The following is a 16592-nucleotide window of genomic DNA, read 5'->3' on the forward strand; positions in this document are numbered from 1 at the left end:
CGAGGAAAGGTAGGTAATTTCCAGCCAATTAATCATTAGTATGTTAAACACAGATATACTGAAACCTGATAAATCAATATGATTAAAATCCTCCACTTATCTGACATCCATATGGGAAGCGGTTTCTCCCACGGACGCATGAATCCAGCTACGGGCTTGAATACACGCTTAGAGGATTTTGTCAAGACATTATCTCGATGTATTGACCGGGCGTTGACAGATCCAGTGGATTTGGTAATCTTCGGTGGCGATGCTTTCCCAGATGCTACCCCACCGCCATATGTGCAAGAAGCTTTTGCAAGTCAGTTTCGGCGGCTGGTTGATGCAGATATCCCTACAGTACTATTGGTAGGTAACCATGACCAACATTCCCAAGGAATGGGAGGCGCAAGTTTAAATATTTACCGTACTTTGGGAGTTAGGGGTTTTGTTGTAGGTGATACGTTAACCACGCACAACATCAATACTCGCAATGGTAAGGTGCAAGTAATTACCCTACCTTGGCTGACTCGTTCAACTTTGATGACTCGTCAGGAAACTGAAAGTTTGTCTTTAGCGGAAGTCAATCAACTGTTAACCGATCGCCTACAAGTTGTTTTAGAAGGAGAAATTCGCCGTCTTGATCCTGATGTACCAACTGTGCTTTTGGCGCATTTGATGGCTGATAATGCAACTTTAGGCGCTGAACGCTTTTTGGCTGTGGGTAAAGGGTTTACTCTACCTTTGTCTTTGCTGATTCGGCCTTGTTTTGATTATGTAGCATTAGGACATGTGCATCGCCACCAAAATTTAAATAAATCTAATAACCCCCCTGTAATTTATCCCGGAAGTATTGAACGGGTGGATTTTAGCGAAGAAAAAGAAGACAAGGGTTATGTGATGATCGAACTGGCGCGGGGTAGTGCTAATTGGGAATTTTGTCCTTTAGAGGTGCGGGTGTTTCGGACAATTGATGTGGATGTTTCTAAAACAGATGAGCCGCAAGCTGTTTTAATGCAGGCGATCGCTAAGTATAATCTTGAAGATGCGGTGGTGCGGTTAATTTATAAACTGCAATCAGAACAAATGGATACGATTGATACTGCTGCTATCCATGCTGCTTTAAGTCCAGCGCACAACTATACTATTCAAGCAGAATTAGTGAGTCAGTTGGCTCGGCCACGTATTCCTGAGTTGACTGCTAGTAGTAGTATTGATCCTCGCACGGCTTTGCAAACTTATTTAAATAATCGGGAAGATTTGCGGGATATTGCTGGCTTGATGTTGGAGGCGGCGGAAAAGTTACTCGCTGATGAGGTGGCGGTGGGGTTGGAAGGTTTTTGATAGAGGATTATATCTCACGCAAAGTCAAGCCAGTGCGTTGGGCGGGTTCCCCGACTTGTAGCAACTGGTGCGCAGAAAGGCGCAAACCTTATTCTTTGAATGTTTTGCTGATGCGATCGCTTGTAAATTCTAGGTGGGCTATGGTGTAAGTATCTAGTTGTTCTCGAAATTGCTGGAGTTGGACATCGATGGCGTTTTGCAGTTGGCGCAATTGGTACCAAGCAAGGGTTTGACTATCGTTGGTTGTCTCTGTGGGATGCTTAATAATTTCTAGCAAAATGTCTAAATGTTCTTGTTGCAATGAACGGCGGAGACTAGAAATTAATTTTGGTGTGTTTGGGGCTATAACTTCTGTCCAGATGCTTTGTTGTAGGGTGTCAAATAATTCTGGCATAGAGAGTGCTTGTCCGGGTTGAGTTTTAAACTCTATATCTCTTAACCGATTTAGGCGATCGCTGTCTAGTAATGAATGTAATATTTGGCTTTGAAATCTGATAATTCTTTCGTGAATGGGATAATCTAGACGGTTCTGGGGAACTAAGCTACCCCAATGTTGCCAACGGGATGGTGCTAATTGATTGAGTAATTGCGATGAAAAATTAAAAGCATCTTCGGCAAATACATATTCTTGTAATTTGGCTAATGCTTGACGTTGTTCTGTCAGAGTAACAGGTACAAATGTCCAGGAAGGCTCATCACTGACATGCAACCGTTGAAATGATTGTCCGCCAATATATTGAACAATTAAGTTGGCGTTACGAAAATAATATTTGAGTATTTTATTAAATAAGATGCGGAGATGACTATAACTCTCTCCTGGTGCGAGATAATGCTGATCAAGCTTTTGCCACATTACACGAGCATTATCCATTTGCCATTGGGAATACAGCAAGACATCGCTACTCATATCCCAAAGATTTGCTAAAGGATTAATATCCCAAATATCTTCATCAGTGGCGTAAAATAATTCGGGTTGAGGCGAGGCTAAGACGATTTGTTCTAAAAAGCTTTTTTCTATTTCTAGATTTGAGTTGGGTTTATAACCATACATAATCGCCCATTCATCATAAGGGCCAATAATCTCTGGAAAATAATCGCCTTGCTGGACTCCCTGTGGTGCTATATTCACAGGTAAATAGTCCATGACTGAACCTACTAACCCTTTGGTGTGGGTAATTTGCGGATTATTTAAATCTGCGGGTGCTAACATACTGCTGCCATGAAAGTTGTGACGTAAACCGAGGGTATGTCCGACTTCATGGGCAATCAAGGAACGTAAATATTGATGTATATACTCCTGCATCACTTCACTACTCGGTGTAGTGTTTTGCAAAAGTGATAATGCTAGCGCTCCCATTGCTACTTGTTCTGTAGACTCCATCCCATAGCAAATTTCACTGTCTGCTAGTAAATTTTGTGTGTCTTTTGCAGATATAGAACTGTGACACTGGTTTGTTTGTGCATGTGTTTCCATCATGGCACGATATTCATGCTGAATTGAGCGCACCATATTGGCATCGACGATGATATCTGCATCCAATATTTCCCCAGTGAAGGGGTTGACGCGCATTGGCCCTCTCGCAAAACCTGCATCCACAGAATTAAACCACCGAATAGTGTTGTAGCGAATATCTGCGGGTTGCCAATCAGCATTATCTGGCATTTGCCGCACTTCAATGGCATTTTGGAATCCTGCCTTTTCAAATGCTTGATTCCACATCAAAACGCCTTCACGAATGGCATCGCGGTAAGATAAAGGTACAGCATTTTCAATCCAAAACACAATTGGCTTTTTGGGTGGAGACAAAGGTGCATTAATATCAGATGGTTCTAGATGCCAACGATTGATGTATCTGACAAATAATTCTGGCGCGTTGTGATCAGCAAAATTTTGGAAGGCGGTAATAAAATATCCTACTCGGTCATCGGCAAGTCTGGGAATATAATTATTGTTTTCTCTCAGCAGGGAAAAGCTGTAGTGTACCTTCAAGCTCAGTGCCCGGCTATCAGGTAAAGTAATTAAATTTGCTGGATCTTGTGAGTAAAAGCCGTAAATCGCATCAATTTCTAGATTCTCTGCAAAGCTGTTAATACCACCAAAATATGACTTGCTATTATCGAGGCGGTAATCAGCCTGCAATGAGTATTTTAATAAAGGTGTTAATCCGGGAAAATCCTGCATGAGCAGATGATCCAGATCAATAATCATATTTTGATTGTCAGGATTAACTCTCTCTATTGGTAGCGAAAATAGCACAGAATCGCTAAATGAACGATCAAGCGATCGCTGTTCTGGTTCACTAGGTTGTGTCCGAAATTTTACATTACGCACCACAAAGTGCAAATTATGATTGACTCGCCGGAAGTAAAAGAGAAAATCATTCAGTGGTAGTCCACTATAAATACCACTTTCCCCAATACCCGATTCTAATGTCACCGTAGCCAAGTAGTTTTGATTCAGTTGCTCTGGTTTAATTTCTAAGTAAACCTTGCCTGATTCTTCGCTGCTATAAAGTGTGAACAGTCCCTCTAGTTTATCTGTGGCTTTGATCACCTCACGCCATCGGGAAAAATCTTCCTTTCTCTGTCTGCCAAAGTTCTCAATTTCTGCAATTACGTTGAATTGCTGCACATCAGCAGTAGTACGCTGGCTGGCTGCTGCGTAATCAATATTTAGTATTAAATTAGACAATAATACTATTAAGATGACTAACTTTGTGATCCAATATTTCATCCTTTAGAGCAGGCTTCGCCGTGAGTGTCAGCCGTTAGCGTAGCTTCCCGAAGGAAGGGTAGGGGAATGGGGAACAAGAAAACCAAAGGTAATTGAGTTTCCGAGTAATTTTTTATTTATAAGATAAAATTGGGCAGACGACAATATTTATCTCTTTAGATAGATGTTAATCCAGGATAAACACTTTTTTGGTACTGTATCTGTATTTAAGACTACGTTTAGCGGCGATCGCTTCAAAGTGAACAAGAAACTCTCATAATTAAAATTCGGCAATGATTGTGTGTGTTAATTTGCCTTGCAGTTGTCACAGCACCACTTAGCCGCTTCAAGTTTAGTCCTATCCCTCTCTCGGCTGACTGGCCATGTCACATTGCTGATGCTTTGCACACCAAGTTATATAACTTGCATCATTGGGTGAGCGTCAGAGTGTCAGTATAAAACTGCTCTAGGTTTACCTGGGGTGGTTTTTCATCTACTCTGTTAAACTCGATCTATTCCGTTTCAGCAAGCTTTTAATGATATGCTGTCATTCCCTACAACTGACCGTATTTCCGCAAATTTGCCTCTATCTGAGATTTAATTGTATTTACTAAACGTCCACGTTTCATGAACCAGAGAAAATTAAGCACATTACGGGTGAATCCATCATTAATGGATAGATTGATCAGGCGCGGGATAATCACCTGCATTCGTTTTTCAATTTGTTGTTCTAGAACTCTTAAATTGTCGTGACGATACTGAGGCCAAGCTGGTAAATTGACTACCTTTGTAGCCGAACCTACAAGAGGAATAATTGGCAAAAAACTATCTGTTTCACCTGCTGCTTGCACTTGCCATTTAGGATTATTTTTTAGTGATTCAGACCAAGAATTAAATAATGGATTATCAGCAGATAACACGAAATGCTTCTGTAAGAATCTTTGACAATTACGACGACCAAGTATGTAGTCATGATGTCGAAATTCATGTGAAAGAAAACCACCAAAGGCATTAACGCTACCACAAGCTAAAGGTTTGTCAACAGGCCGACCACTGCGTTCAGGTGCAATTAAAAAGCGGCTGTAAATATTTTCCTCCATCGCTAAAATTAACTCATCAGGCTTGAATCTTACTTGATTGACTAAACTCCTAAACATCCGCGACACTAAACTGAGTAAATTATTGTCGGGATTAACTGCATTCACATCATTGGGAAATGGATCTATCAACAAAGTTGCGCGTTTTGCTTGCCGTGCATCTTGTGGATTACGTTCTTCATTACCTCTGAGTGCAGCACGAACAAGTTCTATGGGTTCATTGCTAATAATGCCGCCATCCACACTTGTAAACTTATAAGGGACTTCACTAACTAAGTCTTTTTTATTAGGAATGATGGTGCGAAAACCAGACTTGGAAGATTGATTGGCATCCCCACCACAAACCAGCATTTCCCACAGACGGTTATCGTAGTAATTAATACTATCCCTTTCTAGTTGTTGAGGAGCTAACCCTATGGGAAAGGCACTACTGGCTAATGCAGCATTAATCAGTAATTGCCAATTATCAGTGTCACTTTTATCGGGATTGAGAGCGATCGCACCGTTTGCTGTCGTCCGATTTTGCCCTATAGTAAAGTGCATATAATCGGCATGTTTAATCATCAGATGTCCTGGGATGTTGGCATTGGCTGTCTGCGCCTGAATTACATAAGGAACACCACGCAGGTTGGTAACACACAAATAGATATGTAAAGGATCAGCAACGTAAGGTCTTGGCGCACGCAGAGGTTCCCGCTTGAGAACGTCTTGAGCAATATCTTTCAAGATGGTGGAATCGAGAAATGACAACACTGGGGATTGGGGATTTTCTAAATCATGTGCTTTTAAAAAATGAGAAATATCAATTCTTTGTACCCAACTTGTATATAGTTGATTCTTAACTGATTGATTTTTTGGATCTTCAATTACAGGAACCATTTCACCATACAATGAAGATGCCGTTAAAGAAGCAACGATCGCACCAGCTGACGCCCCAGACATAGCTTTAATTGAAACATCATGTGGGGGAATTTCCCATTGGGCAAAATCATCACCATACTGCTGCTGCTGGGCATTTTTTTGCAGATACCACTGATCTAAAGCTTCAAATAAAAAATCAATGACACCAGAGGTATAAGCACCAGCAGAGACAGCGCCAGCCATGACTAAACCAATCTCAAAAGGTGGGTGTTTTTCTGCCATTTTTTTTGTTCCTTAAAGAACGCAAAGTACATAAAGATATGAGATATAGAGAGTTTAGCTTTACTTTATAAAGCAACTGGATGAGTGGCCGCGTGTTGCAAAATTACATCGCTAGCTTTTTCACTAATCATGTATATGGAGGTCACTATAAAGAAGCCAGGAATGAAAGGAAATACTGATGCATCTACCACACGTAAATTTTGTGTGCCGTAGACGCGAAATTCACTATCTAGGACTGCCATTTTATCTTCAGGGCGACCAATTTTACAAGTACCGCAAGCATGATGTCCCCAGGCTTCATCTTTAATGAACTGCTTAATTTTTTGCGGCTCATCTATACTTTTTCCAGGTAGCATTTCTGATTTTTTAAACAAGCGAGTACGTTGGGTCATACGTCTGACAAATTCTACACCTTCGACTACAGATAATAAGTCTTCTTCATTGACATCATTACCTTCGTCAAAGTAGCGAAAATTGATTTCTGGTACATCTTGCGGATCAGCACTTTTCAAGGTAACTGTACCAGCTGTATTATTGGTATGGGCTTTCAGTACGGCCCAAGTAAATAAGTTTTTATTGGTGGCAATTTCTTCAGAATATTTGAGAAAATAACCTTTAAAATAAGCAGGTAAACCAAAAATAAATAAGTCTGGTTCTGGTCGCTCGCGGTGTGATTTTTTAATAATACCTAACACCGCACCATTAGTAGTATAGACACCTGTTTTAGAACGATTCCATTCTAATAAACAAGAATCAGTAATTTTCTGTCCTGGTTGGGGTTCTGTGAATGTACAATTATCCAGAATGGTAAAATTTTCATTCATTTCATTGACTACACCCACTTCGTAACGGTCTTGTAAATTTGCACCCACCCCAGGTAAATCTACCCGCACTGCTATTCCTAACTGTGATAATTCTTCTTTGGGGCCAATTCCCGATAACTTAAGTAATTGAGGAGTATTGAAAGCACCCCCAGCGAGGATGATTTCTCTTTTTACCGGAACTGTGTGTTTAACTTGAGAGTTATCAGTTTGATTTGCTCTCGGATCAGCACGATAGAGGTGTTTACCTTCAAGATACTCCACTGCGATCGCCTGATTTTGCTCATCCAAAACTACCTTGGTCACCAAAGCATGGGTTTTGACAATTAATCGCTCAGGATACTGGCGTTCGATTTCGCGGATATATTCTCGCGTTCCCGTCCGCTTACCGTCTTTCACAGCTAGTGGTACAGAAAACACTCCTTGACCACTACTTTTGACAACTCGCCAATCATTGGGGTCTAAAAGTTGATCAATGAACTCTAAAGGATCACCCTGTCCTAATTTCAGTAAATTTAAGACATTAGCCAAAAAACTCTGGAAAACTACCTTAATAATTTGCAGTAAACTTTTACCTTGTTCCCCCAAAGCTTGCAAAGCTGACTTTAAAATCACTTTTAAGAGTTGGCGATCGCGCACTACTAACTTGGGATCTGCTAAATTAGTTGTCAGCCAGCCATCAAAGCCGTGCCGACTCGGATTACTATTGGGATTAATCGGGCGGTCAAGATAATTACAGCGTTCCAACCTTTCAAAATATTTCCGCATTTGATCGCTGTTCCAGGAAGCATCCCCGGTAATTTCCGCGATTTTGTCCCAGTCACTATTGTGGGGATACACCGTAATCATGGCATTGTGAGCCGTACATCCCCCCAGCGTCCCCGCCCGTGGATATAAAATTCCTTGATGCTCCGGGCTAAACTTAGAATCACGCCGTTGCTGTGTCTCATCAGAATAGTGTTTAACAAAGAAATCCCAACGTAAATCTTTGTCTTCTGTGGCTCGTGCGTGCAATGCTGGTACCGAGTAAGTGTAACGTTCCTTGTCTTGAGTTTCTCCCTCGTCACGCAAAGGATCACCACCTGCTTCCAACAGTAAAACCTTATAACCTGCTTTAGCTAAATTTGCCGCTAAAGGGCCACCTCCAGCACCCGAACCAACAACAATATAATCATACTCAGCTTCTTTATTATTCATTCTCTGTGTCCTCTGTGGTTAGTTGAAGAAAATTCTTTCATTTGGTGAGGTACAACAAAAAAGAATTAACCGCCGATAGAATAAGATGAACGCAGATAAACGCCGATGAACTTGTACCTCTGTAGAGGATTCCTATTTGATTGATGAACAGCCTTAGTACAAAATCAAAAGGTTTGCCCCTACTCCCCACTCTCTGCTATGTTAACGATTACGAAAACGCTGATGTCTAAAAAATAGCTGACTATCACCGTAAAATGAAGAGGCAAATTCCGATGTAGTTTCAATATGTCCAATCAATTGCGATCGCTCACGAATTTCCCCTTGACTCAACTTATTATCTGCAACTTCTTCCGGCTTCACTCCATAAACAGAATATAAAACTGTCCCCTGAGGAATTGTTGCTAAGTCGTTTCTAAAATCATGGGGAGGACTTTCAGGAAACTGCAAATCAGGATGAGGAACCAAAAAAATCTGCGCCGGATAATAAGCCTGAGTTTCTGGTTGTCCCTGCTGGTTTATTTCTCCTAACTGCTCTAAATAAAGCTTTGTGGGATACCGCGTCACGCGACTAAAAATTAAGTTGATAATAACAGGGCCAAAACTCTTCACCACTGGCACTATATTAGATAATTCATTGGCAAAGAAATTATAATTTTGCTCTTGCCCCACTAAAGATACTAAAGCAGAAAAATTAGCTGATGGTTTACCATCGACAAATAACTTCATAGCCAAACCTGGTGCAAAACCTCGGTCTGCTGGATCTCCAGTTACAGATAAGCGTAAAAGTCCATAATCTGCTTTTTTAAACAATCCTGTAAATGGTGTATCATTTGTAGGAATAAACTTAATTTTTGCCACACTACCATGAGCATGAATCGCCTTTTTCCAATTAATAGGTACTTCATCCTCTTGACGATCCATTTTAGCTTTTAGGGCAGTCAAAAATAAACCAATAATATCAATTTTTTTTAGGGGAGGAAGTTGCTCATAGCGAGATTTTAAAATTCTATAGTTCCATAAATAATCTTGTTTTTTCTCAGCCGACCATGATTGATAATCTTCAGGTAAGACACCCAAATCTTGGGCATGATGCCAAAATTGCTGAATCTCTGCTAAATGTTGCATAATATCCTCCCTCAATGAGAACAAGTGAATACATCTGAAATTTCCTAAAATATGATTAACTAGTCCTGGTAAAGTTAATGCTTGAACCACAAAGACACAGAGTTCATGGAGTTGGCGTAACCATAAAACTCTCCATATCTTCTTTCTCTGTTTTCTTAGTGTCTTGTGTGGTTCGTCTCCTCTTCCTAGATAATTAGGAAACATTACCAGGACTAAAATTGTTAACGTACCTTTCTCCAAGGGGCAAAACCATTACTCACACCAAGCAAAGCTGGCGCTAACTGAGGATAGTGACGACGGAGAATTGTCAAAATAGTATTGTTGTCAATCCAATCCAAGCCAAATTGAGTGTAAACCTCAGATGTATAATCTTTCGTAAAGAAGCGATCGCTCTTTAAACGCCGGGATGCCATTAAGATAAACACCCGAAATGCTGTATCACTAAAACCAAAGCCATCTGGTAGATCTTCAGCAAATAAACCCACCATCAGATCTACACTGTCAATATCGTTGTTATAAACTTCTTTGAGTTCCTTCGCCCATTGTGGGTTACTGGTAATTTCGTCAAAAGATTTGACCTTACCACGACCTAACAATTCCCGGAAACGATTATAACGAGGAACACCTCTTTCTCTATCCCGCAAAATATCAATAGCGGCTAAATCAAAGGCTTTTGTGTCGTCTCCTAGCAAGTCTCCCGACAGTTGTCGCAAAAAGCGGGGATAGTTATGTAACCGCACAGCACCGGGGTAACTAACACCAAAGGAGTAAAATAAATCCTCCATCTGCATTTCTTCTAGAAATTTGCGAGTGTTCTTACCCGCTACTTCGGGAAATTCTTTGGTATTGATTAACTTACCGTCGCTGACTGCATGAAACTCCAAATCATCGGGAATTAATGGATGCATCCGATATACAGAGACAAATTCTTCGGTAAGATAATAAGGTGCAGCATGATGGTCAGTAGCTGAACCAACAATCCCACTCAACAATTCACTATCACCAATTCGCCCCCAGCGCCGTTTAACATCTTGTCCCAGTAACCCCCACCAGTTGGCATTTAAGGCTATGTCTGTAGCTGGATGGGGAAGAATAGCTGGAGTCCATTCTACAGTGTGGATTTTCGCCATCAAAGCAGCGTTAATTAGTCGCGCATGGTCGAATAATTCGTCATCTGTCCACTCTGGATATATTTTCTGTAATTGTTCGCAGATATGGTTATGTTCTTTGACAAATAAAGTATGCAACATGCTGAGTCCTATCCACCAAGCACCAGCAAAGCCTACTTGTTCCTCAATGCCATTTTCGGTGGGTAATAAGCCATTATCACTAACGCGTAATTTACCGTCAACATGGGAACGTAGTTTGTCAATAGTTTCTTGGTTACTGCCATAAACTTGCGAAGCATCCCACCAGTGAGTCACTTCATTAATAAAACTGGCAGGTTTTTTTGTATCTCCTGTGCGAGTAGGGTCATCTAAAGTTTTCTTAACTGGCATTTCCCCATGTTCTTCTGACCAGGGGTCATCCTTTTCTACCGGAATATCAATTTTTTTATTCGGCTGATTATTACCATGACTGAACCAATCATGAGTCTGAAATTGAATCCATGAAGCAGCCATCAAATTCAAAATTGTCGCGGGCTGAAATTCATCGCGTGCTAATAAAATTCGGCTAACAGTCCGGGGGTTGGGTGTGAGTAAATCTTTTTCATTTGCTTTGGCATCTTGCAGTGGCACATTGCGCCCAAACCGAGTTCCTGCCATACCCATTTCTGGTTTCTGGAGGTCGTTATAGCTGCCATCTGCTGTGCGAACCTTTAAATGCTTGCCGTCGAGACTAGGAGTAGGCTGTGGTAACTTGCTAGTGTCGGGTAATTGTGCCGTATCGTGGAGGTTGTCTTTACGTAGCTTGCCACGGAATTGAACTAATTTTAAAAGTGCCAGAGGAGTCGGTAGTTTATGCCACGGGATTCCAAACATGACTATATCTCCTGATAATTTTTCTTTTTTCTGTCAATTTGAGAATCAAGGCTATACAAATATTCAATATTCCTTGATTCCATCTATTCCCAAGGAACTAAATTTTGAACCTGAGCTATGTTGTTTCACCACACAGTCACAGAAATCTATTCCGGAAAAATTATGATTTTTAACAAATTGTTACCAAGAACAAATAAACAGCAGCCAACAAATTTCAGTTGCCTTATTAAATTAAATCCGGGAAATATTTAGATAGTAAAGCGATAATTGCATCATGCTATACAATTCAAATTATATCAACCGAATTTGAAGAATTTAATACCTTCTTAAGACACTGTTTGTAAATGAATATGAAGGATTCAATCAACAATTTGTGAGTATTTTCCCATGAAAATGATTAATCATAATGTCATCAATCATCGATTCGCCAATTGCTAGTAACAAAACGTAATCATCATCCTAGGGAGGTTACTGATTTCACAGCAGGCAACAGTAATAATAATCCTTCTTGAATATTGAATCTCCAGTTCTGCGGCGAGAAAAAGCGAAAAAACGCAGTCTGAGACTTTGCCCAAAACCGCGTTTTTCAAGAAAATGTATGTGTTTTTTTTTGACTGCAAGCCGAACACGCGTGACTTCTAGTCATGAGTTAGGCGCTCCACTTAGATAAGATTCAAAAGCCTACTTAGGAATATGGATTTAGTAAAATACAGAACCTCACCCTTACCAAGGAGAGGGGAGATTTTGACGCAAGTCAAAGGCGGGGTGAGGTCAAAAACTAGACTTGCGTGTTATTTAATTCTTGTTCCTTAGAGGTTACTGAAATGTCATGAGCATTTTGCAACCTTGCCCGAATAACCATCAATTGCTCTTCGTTACTGATGGGGGAACGTGGGGATGGGAGTTCGGTATTAGGCCAGTTGGGTAAATTATTGCAGGGACAAGACAAAGCTGGCATCCCCAAGCTGCGGATAGGTACTGGCATATCACAACGACCACAAGGGGACATTTCCCAAGCAGGGGTTAACAGTTCGTGAATGGTTTCATGAGTGCCTTCTAGGTAGGAATCACCTGTGGGTTGTGAGAGGATCTTTTGCCAACATTCTTCAAATTCGGCACTATAGCGATCGCCTTGTAGCACTGGTTGGGGCAAAAAGCTTTCCTTCCCATTGCTCGTCACCACTTTTTTACCTAACTGAAACCAGTAGGCTAAATACTGTTTAACTTCTTGTTTGCTTGCCATACCACAATTCTAAAGTTTTGCCAGGCTATTTTTTCGGTTGAATACCTAATTTTAAATTAAATTTTGGGTGCGGGTAATGGTGCGCCCAAAACACTGAGATTCAAAACATGACCGCCAGTGACTAAATAAACAGATTCGCACAACCTACCTAACTGGCGGACTAAAGTACCCAAGCGATCGCGAAACTCCCGGCCTAAAGGATAAGCTGGAACTACGCCCCAACCTGTTTCTTCGGCGACAAATATCATATCAGCAGCCACTAATTGCACTGTCTCTAACAATTCTGCCAGAGTATTTTTCCACATATCTTCATCTTGTTCTAGAAGATTAGCTACCCAAGTTCCCAAAGAATCAACCACAAGACAGCTATTAGGCTTGGCATCAGCAAGGGTAGCAGATAATTCCACAGGTACTAACAGTGTCACCCAATCTTGAGGACGGCGTTCTTGGTGTTGTTGAATGCGCTGTTGCCACTCGGCATCACTGGGGTTTTCCGTAGCTGTGGCCACGTAAACAACAGCTTTTGCTGACTGTATCGCCAAAGTTTCTGCCCATTCACTTTTACCAGATCTGGCGGGGCCTGTGACTAAAATAACTTTACCCAAAACTTGTTCCTTCTTGCGACTGTTGAGACGAATAACTTTAACGAGATAAAATTAGCACCATCATCAGATTATTTATGCCAAAATTGGCAAAAGCGATAAATCCCAACAACCCCATACCACACCTTTGGGGACAGCAAACATCAGGATATTGTTATGAAAACAGGTTTAAAACGGATTGAAGCAACTTTACATGATTTAGGGAATCGTAGTACTGTCCCCACTGAAGGCGGCGATCCCATCAAGCAGTCTTTCTCCTTTAGAATTAGTGTTGGCGCCACAGAATCTACAGCAGTTACTCAGACATCATCTGAGAAACAGACAACTGAACTGGATACAGAATACCAAAGTGGGCATGGGGTAGAGCAAAATTTATTTCCGCAACATCAATCTGTGCAGACATTCCCAGCACAAGAAATAGATGGTAAAACACCTAGCTTACCCAAGTTTAAAAATCCTAGCTTCAGTAGCCATCGCCACGGTGCTAATCCGGCACTAGCAATGAATATTTTACAAGAAATTCAAGAACATGTTGCAGGTTGGCAAATAGAACTACAGACAATCATGCAGCAAATTCAAGATATTTACCTAGAAGGCCCCATAGTTAATGGCTGGCTAGAATCCAATATTAATATTCAGGATAAGGATCAGGAACCAGAACAGGGAGGAACTGCTACACTACGCCATGCGGAAGTTGACCGTTTGATGGATTATGTAGAAGAAATTTGCACAACTAGTGGCAAAGTCTCTTATAAATCTGCTCATACTGGTTATCGCCTTTGTGGTTTGGATGCTGCGGGTAAAGTCTGGTCACGTCCTTGTCCCCCAGAACAATTACCCATTGTCAGTATGGCCATTGCCCGGCATCAAAAGTTGCGTCAACTTTTGGGACGCAAGCAATATTTAGAAACTCGTCTTAGTCAATTGGCTGAAACTTTGGTAGTTTTACATAGCAATATCCAGCAAACTTGAAGTTTGGCCGATTATTTCCGAAATAACTCAAAAACCACCGAATTTACCATTCGTCCTATGCCCGACACCCAAATCTCTGCCATTATCTGCACTCATAATCGAGATACCTATTTAGGCGCCGCGATTGATAGCTTGTTGGCACAAGATTTTGCCGCTGAGTTTGAAGTTGTGGTCATAGATAATGGATCTAGCGATCGCACCCGTGAAGTTGTAGAACAAAGACTTGGCGATACCCGTGTCAAGTACTTCTTTGAACCCACCCTTGGGTTATCGGTGGCCCGTAACACTGGTGCCAAAGTTGCTAGGGCGGAAATTTTGGCTTATTTAGATGACGATGCCGTTGCCAGTACTTCTTGGCTGCAAGTCTTGTATGCTGCCTATGAGGATAATTCTCAACTGGCCATCGCCGGTGGCAAAGTTACTCTTTTATGGCCTCCAGATATCCAACCACCACAGTGGCTATCTACTGGGTTAGCTAGCAATTTAGGCGCATACGACTTGGGCGACAGTATGATCTACATTGAGAAACCAGGTTTGACTCCCAGAGGTTTGAATTACTCCATCCGCCGCAGTTTCTTAGAGGAAATTGGTGGTTTTGATCCCCATCTCGGTAGAGTCGGAAAAAACTTATTATCTAATGAAGAATTGCAAATGACAGAATTAGCCCTCCAACGGGGTTGGCAAGTTGCATACCTTCCCGATGCTTTAGTAGCTCACAATGTTGCCCCAGAACGTCTTAAACGCTCCTGGTTTTTAAATCGAGGCTGGTGGCAAGGTATAAGTGAATGCTATCGGGAACAACTAGCTGGTAAAGCCGATATTGGTCAATTGCAACGGGGTAGTGAGCGACTGCTACGGGGTTTATATAAGGCATTACAATATTTTTCTCATCCAGCAGAACGCTTTGACAATCTTGTTTATGCTTATGGTCAAATAGGTTACTTAAATGCGGCTATTCAAGGCTTAATATCCCCAAATAAGAAACCATAATTTTATGTTAAAAAAATGACCAATGATTAATGACGAATCTTTTGTAGATTTACGTAAGTATGACCAATCGTGGTTTGATCGGGGAAGACCTGGTTGGTATATTTTGTGGTGGTGGTTTGTACAGGCGATCGCTTTTCCTCTAACTCCTCATCCTTTTAGTGGACTGCGTTGTGCTATTTTGCGTCTCTTTGGCGCTAACATTGGCCAAGGTGTGTTAATTCGACCTACTGCCCGTTTTACTTACCCGTGGAAAATCACCATTGGTGACTACAGTTGGATTGGTGATGATGTAGTTTTATACAGTCTGGATGAAATTACTATCGGTAATAATTGCGTAATTTCCCAGAAAAGTTATCTGTGTACTGGTAATCATGATATGCATGACCCGGCTTTTGGTTTGAAAACTGGGAGTGTCACCATTGATAATGGGGTATGGGTAGCAGCCGATTGTTTTGTGGGGCCGGGTGTACAAATTGGGGCTAATGCCGTGATTGGCGCTCGCAGCAGTGTTTTTACTGATTTGCCATCTGGACAGGTGTGTTTTGGTAGTCCTTGTCGTCCCCGGTATCCCAGGCAGAAGAATTAGGAAGATTTCACAGGACAAACATCATCTAATTTTTTTCCCCAAGAATCGGTTCTTCGGCAATGTCATCCAAGCCAATGCTGTTGAGTAAATCTCGCCACTGAGTTTTAAGTGTGACATCTTGAAGATTTTGCTGCCGCAATTTAGCTAAGGTTGTAAGTGCTTCATGCCAAATGCCATTTTCGGCATAAATAGCAACCTGTTGTAAAGGTGTTGCTGTTTTTATCTGTTGGGTAATCTTCTGATTTAAGTTAATGCGTTTAATTACCCCTTCTACATATATGGGAGGAGATTGCTTTTGCTGGTTACAATTAATAGTTAAAAACCATCGATATCGTGTTTCTAAAGCTAATGGGGGAGCATTACTAGGTAGAGAAATACTGATAATTCCTGGTTGATTTGGTAGGGCGATCGCCTGCTGATAAATTGGGTTTAAATCTTTATCTTGTAAGATAAATTCTGTGGGGTAATCAACATCTTTGGTGTATGGCATATAAAACCAGAAAGTAGGATGTGTTTCTGTAGCTAACCCCCACACATTTGTGACTGAAGGCGGTTCCTGATTCGATGGTACCAGGGCAGTGAGTTCGGGTTTGATTGCGGGACAAGTATCGCGTCTTGCTCCCCCACGTAGGCGTCCTCCAGGTGGCGGATCTGCTGGTGGTGGTGGCGGGATAAAGTTAATAGTTTGGGCAATATATGTAGGTGCTGGAGTTGCTAAACCTAAAGTCTGGTAAGTAACAAAACCTGTGTAGCTAAAAGCTAAGACTAAAAATAGTTTTACTTTGTGTAACATAGTTA

General features: G+C 41.3%; 12 protein-coding genes. 4 read left to right on the forward strand and 8 right to left on the reverse strand.

The window, feature by feature from the left end:
- Positions 1–78: 78 nt before the first annotated feature.
- Positions 79–1323, forward strand: coding sequence for an exonuclease subunit SbcD (sbcD, locus tag ACM0OT_RS16995; protein ID WP_414565600.1), 1245 nt, complete (start codon positions 79–81; stop codon positions 1321–1323).
- Positions 1324–1411: 88 nt separating this feature from the next.
- Here the strand turns inward: sbcD and ACM0OT_RS17000 are convergent, their stop codons facing one another.
- The 7 genes from ACM0OT_RS17000 to cobU all read right to left on the reverse strand — a co-directional run bounded on the left by ACM0OT_RS17000 (position 1412) and on the right by cobU (position 13249).
- Complete coding sequence (locus ACM0OT_RS17000) at positions 1412–4057, reverse strand: zinc-dependent metalloprotease (protein ID WP_414565601.1); 2646 nt, start codon at positions 4055–4057, stop codon at positions 1412–1414.
- A gap of 533 nt (positions 4058–4590) precedes the next feature.
- Positions 4591–6276, reverse strand: coding sequence for a patatin-like phospholipase family protein (locus tag ACM0OT_RS17005; RefSeq protein ID WP_414565602.1), 1686 nt, complete (start codon positions 6274–6276; stop codon positions 4591–4593).
- 65 nt (positions 6277–6341) lie between these two features.
- A complete protein-coding gene (locus ACM0OT_RS17010; RefSeq protein ID WP_414565603.1) occupies positions 6342–8294 on the reverse strand; it encodes a GMC family oxidoreductase in 1953 nt (650 codons plus the stop codon).
- Between the two features lie 201 nt (positions 8295–8495).
- The gene (locus ACM0OT_RS17015) at positions 8496–9419 is read right to left on the reverse strand and encodes a hypothetical protein (protein ID WP_414565604.1); all 924 of its coding nucleotides are present in this window, start codon (positions 9417–9419) and stop codon (positions 8496–8498) included.
- Positions 9420–9640: 221 nt separating this feature from the next.
- Positions 9641–11401, reverse strand: coding sequence for a peroxidase family protein (locus tag ACM0OT_RS17020; RefSeq protein WP_414565605.1), 1761 nt, complete (start codon positions 11399–11401; stop codon positions 9641–9643).
- Positions 11402–12179: 778 nt separating this feature from the next.
- Positions 12180–12644 carry a hypothetical protein gene (locus ACM0OT_RS17025; protein WP_414565606.1) on the reverse strand — a complete coding sequence of 155 codons (465 nt, stop codon included), beginning with the start codon at positions 12642–12644 and terminating at the stop codon, positions 12180–12182.
- A 56-nt stretch (positions 12645–12700) separates the two neighbouring features.
- Positions 12701–13249, reverse strand: coding sequence for a bifunctional adenosylcobinamide kinase/adenosylcobinamide-phosphate guanylyltransferase (gene cobU / locus ACM0OT_RS17030; protein ID WP_414565607.1), 549 nt, complete (start codon positions 13247–13249; stop codon positions 12701–12703).
- Between the two features lie 153 nt (positions 13250–13402).
- Here cobU and ACM0OT_RS17035 point away from each other — a divergent pair, with 153 nt between their 5' ends.
- The 3 genes from ACM0OT_RS17035 to hpsU are packed head-to-tail and all read left to right on the forward strand — an operon-like array spanning position 13403 to position 15794.
- Positions 13403–14218 carry a hypothetical protein gene (locus ACM0OT_RS17035; RefSeq protein ID WP_414565608.1) on the forward strand — a complete coding sequence of 272 codons (816 nt, stop codon included), beginning with the start codon at positions 13403–13405 and terminating at the stop codon, positions 14216–14218.
- A 57-nt stretch (positions 14219–14275) separates the two neighbouring features.
- On the forward strand, positions 14276–15208 hold the full coding sequence (locus ACM0OT_RS17040) for a glycosyltransferase (protein ID WP_414565646.1): 933 nt from the start codon (positions 14276–14278) through the stop codon (positions 15206–15208).
- 22 nt (positions 15209–15230) lie between these two features.
- The gene (gene hpsU, locus ACM0OT_RS17045) at positions 15231–15794 is read left to right on the forward strand and encodes a hormogonium polysaccharide biosynthesis acetyltransferase HpsU (RefSeq protein ID WP_414565609.1); all 564 of its coding nucleotides are present in this window, start codon (positions 15231–15233) and stop codon (positions 15792–15794) included.
- Positions 15795–15819: 25 nt separating this feature from the next.
- Here hpsU and ACM0OT_RS17050 read toward each other — a convergent pair whose 3' ends face one another.
- Positions 15820–16587, reverse strand: a complete 768-nt coding sequence (locus ACM0OT_RS17050; protein ID WP_414565610.1) for a DUF928 domain-containing protein — start codon at positions 16585–16587, stop codon at positions 15820–15822.
- Between the last annotated feature and the right edge of the window lie 5 nt (positions 16588–16592).

This window comes from Anabaena sp. CCY 9613 (assembly GCF_963920895.1).
Lineage (GTDB): Bacteria > Cyanobacteriota > Cyanobacteriia > Cyanobacteriales > Nostocaceae > Cyanocohniella.

Bases quoted from the DNA above. Each gene is read 5' to 3' on its own strand.
- sbcD (WP_414565600.1), top strand. From the start codon at position 79: ATGATTAAAATCCTCCACTTATCTGACATCCATATGGGAAGCGGTTTC.
- ACM0OT_RS17040 (WP_414565646.1), top strand. From the start codon at position 14,276: ATGCCCGACACCCAAATCTCTGCCATTATCTGCACTCATAATCGAGAT.
- ACM0OT_RS17005 (WP_414565602.1), bottom strand. From the start codon at position 6,276: ATGGCAGAAAAACACCCACCTTTTGAGATTGGTTTAGTCATGGCTGGC.
- hpsU (WP_414565609.1), top strand. From the start codon at position 15,231: ATGATTAATGACGAATCTTTTGTAGATTTACGTAAGTATGACCAATCG.
- ACM0OT_RS17020 (WP_414565605.1), bottom strand. From the start codon at position 11,401: ATGTTTGGAATCCCGTGGCATAAACTACCGACTCCTCTGGCACTTTTA.
- ACM0OT_RS17035 (WP_414565608.1), top strand. From the start codon at position 13,403: ATGAAAACAGGTTTAAAACGGATTGAAGCAACTTTACATGATTTAGGG.
- ACM0OT_RS17010 (WP_414565603.1), bottom strand. From the start codon at position 8,294: ATGAATAATAAAGAAGCTGAGTATGATTATATTGTTGTTGGTTCGGGT.
- ACM0OT_RS17025 (WP_414565606.1), bottom strand. From the start codon at position 12,644: ATGGCAAGCAAACAAGAAGTTAAACAGTATTTAGCCTACTGGTTTCAG.
- ACM0OT_RS17000 (WP_414565601.1), bottom strand. From the start codon at position 4,057: ATGAAATATTGGATCACAAAGTTAGTCATCTTAATAGTATTATTGTCT.
- ACM0OT_RS17015 (WP_414565604.1), bottom strand. From the start codon at position 9,419: ATGCAACATTTAGCAGAGATTCAGCAATTTTGGCATCATGCCCAAGAT.
- ACM0OT_RS17050 (WP_414565610.1), bottom strand. From the start codon at position 16,587: ATGTTACACAAAGTAAAACTATTTTTAGTCTTAGCTTTTAGCTACACA.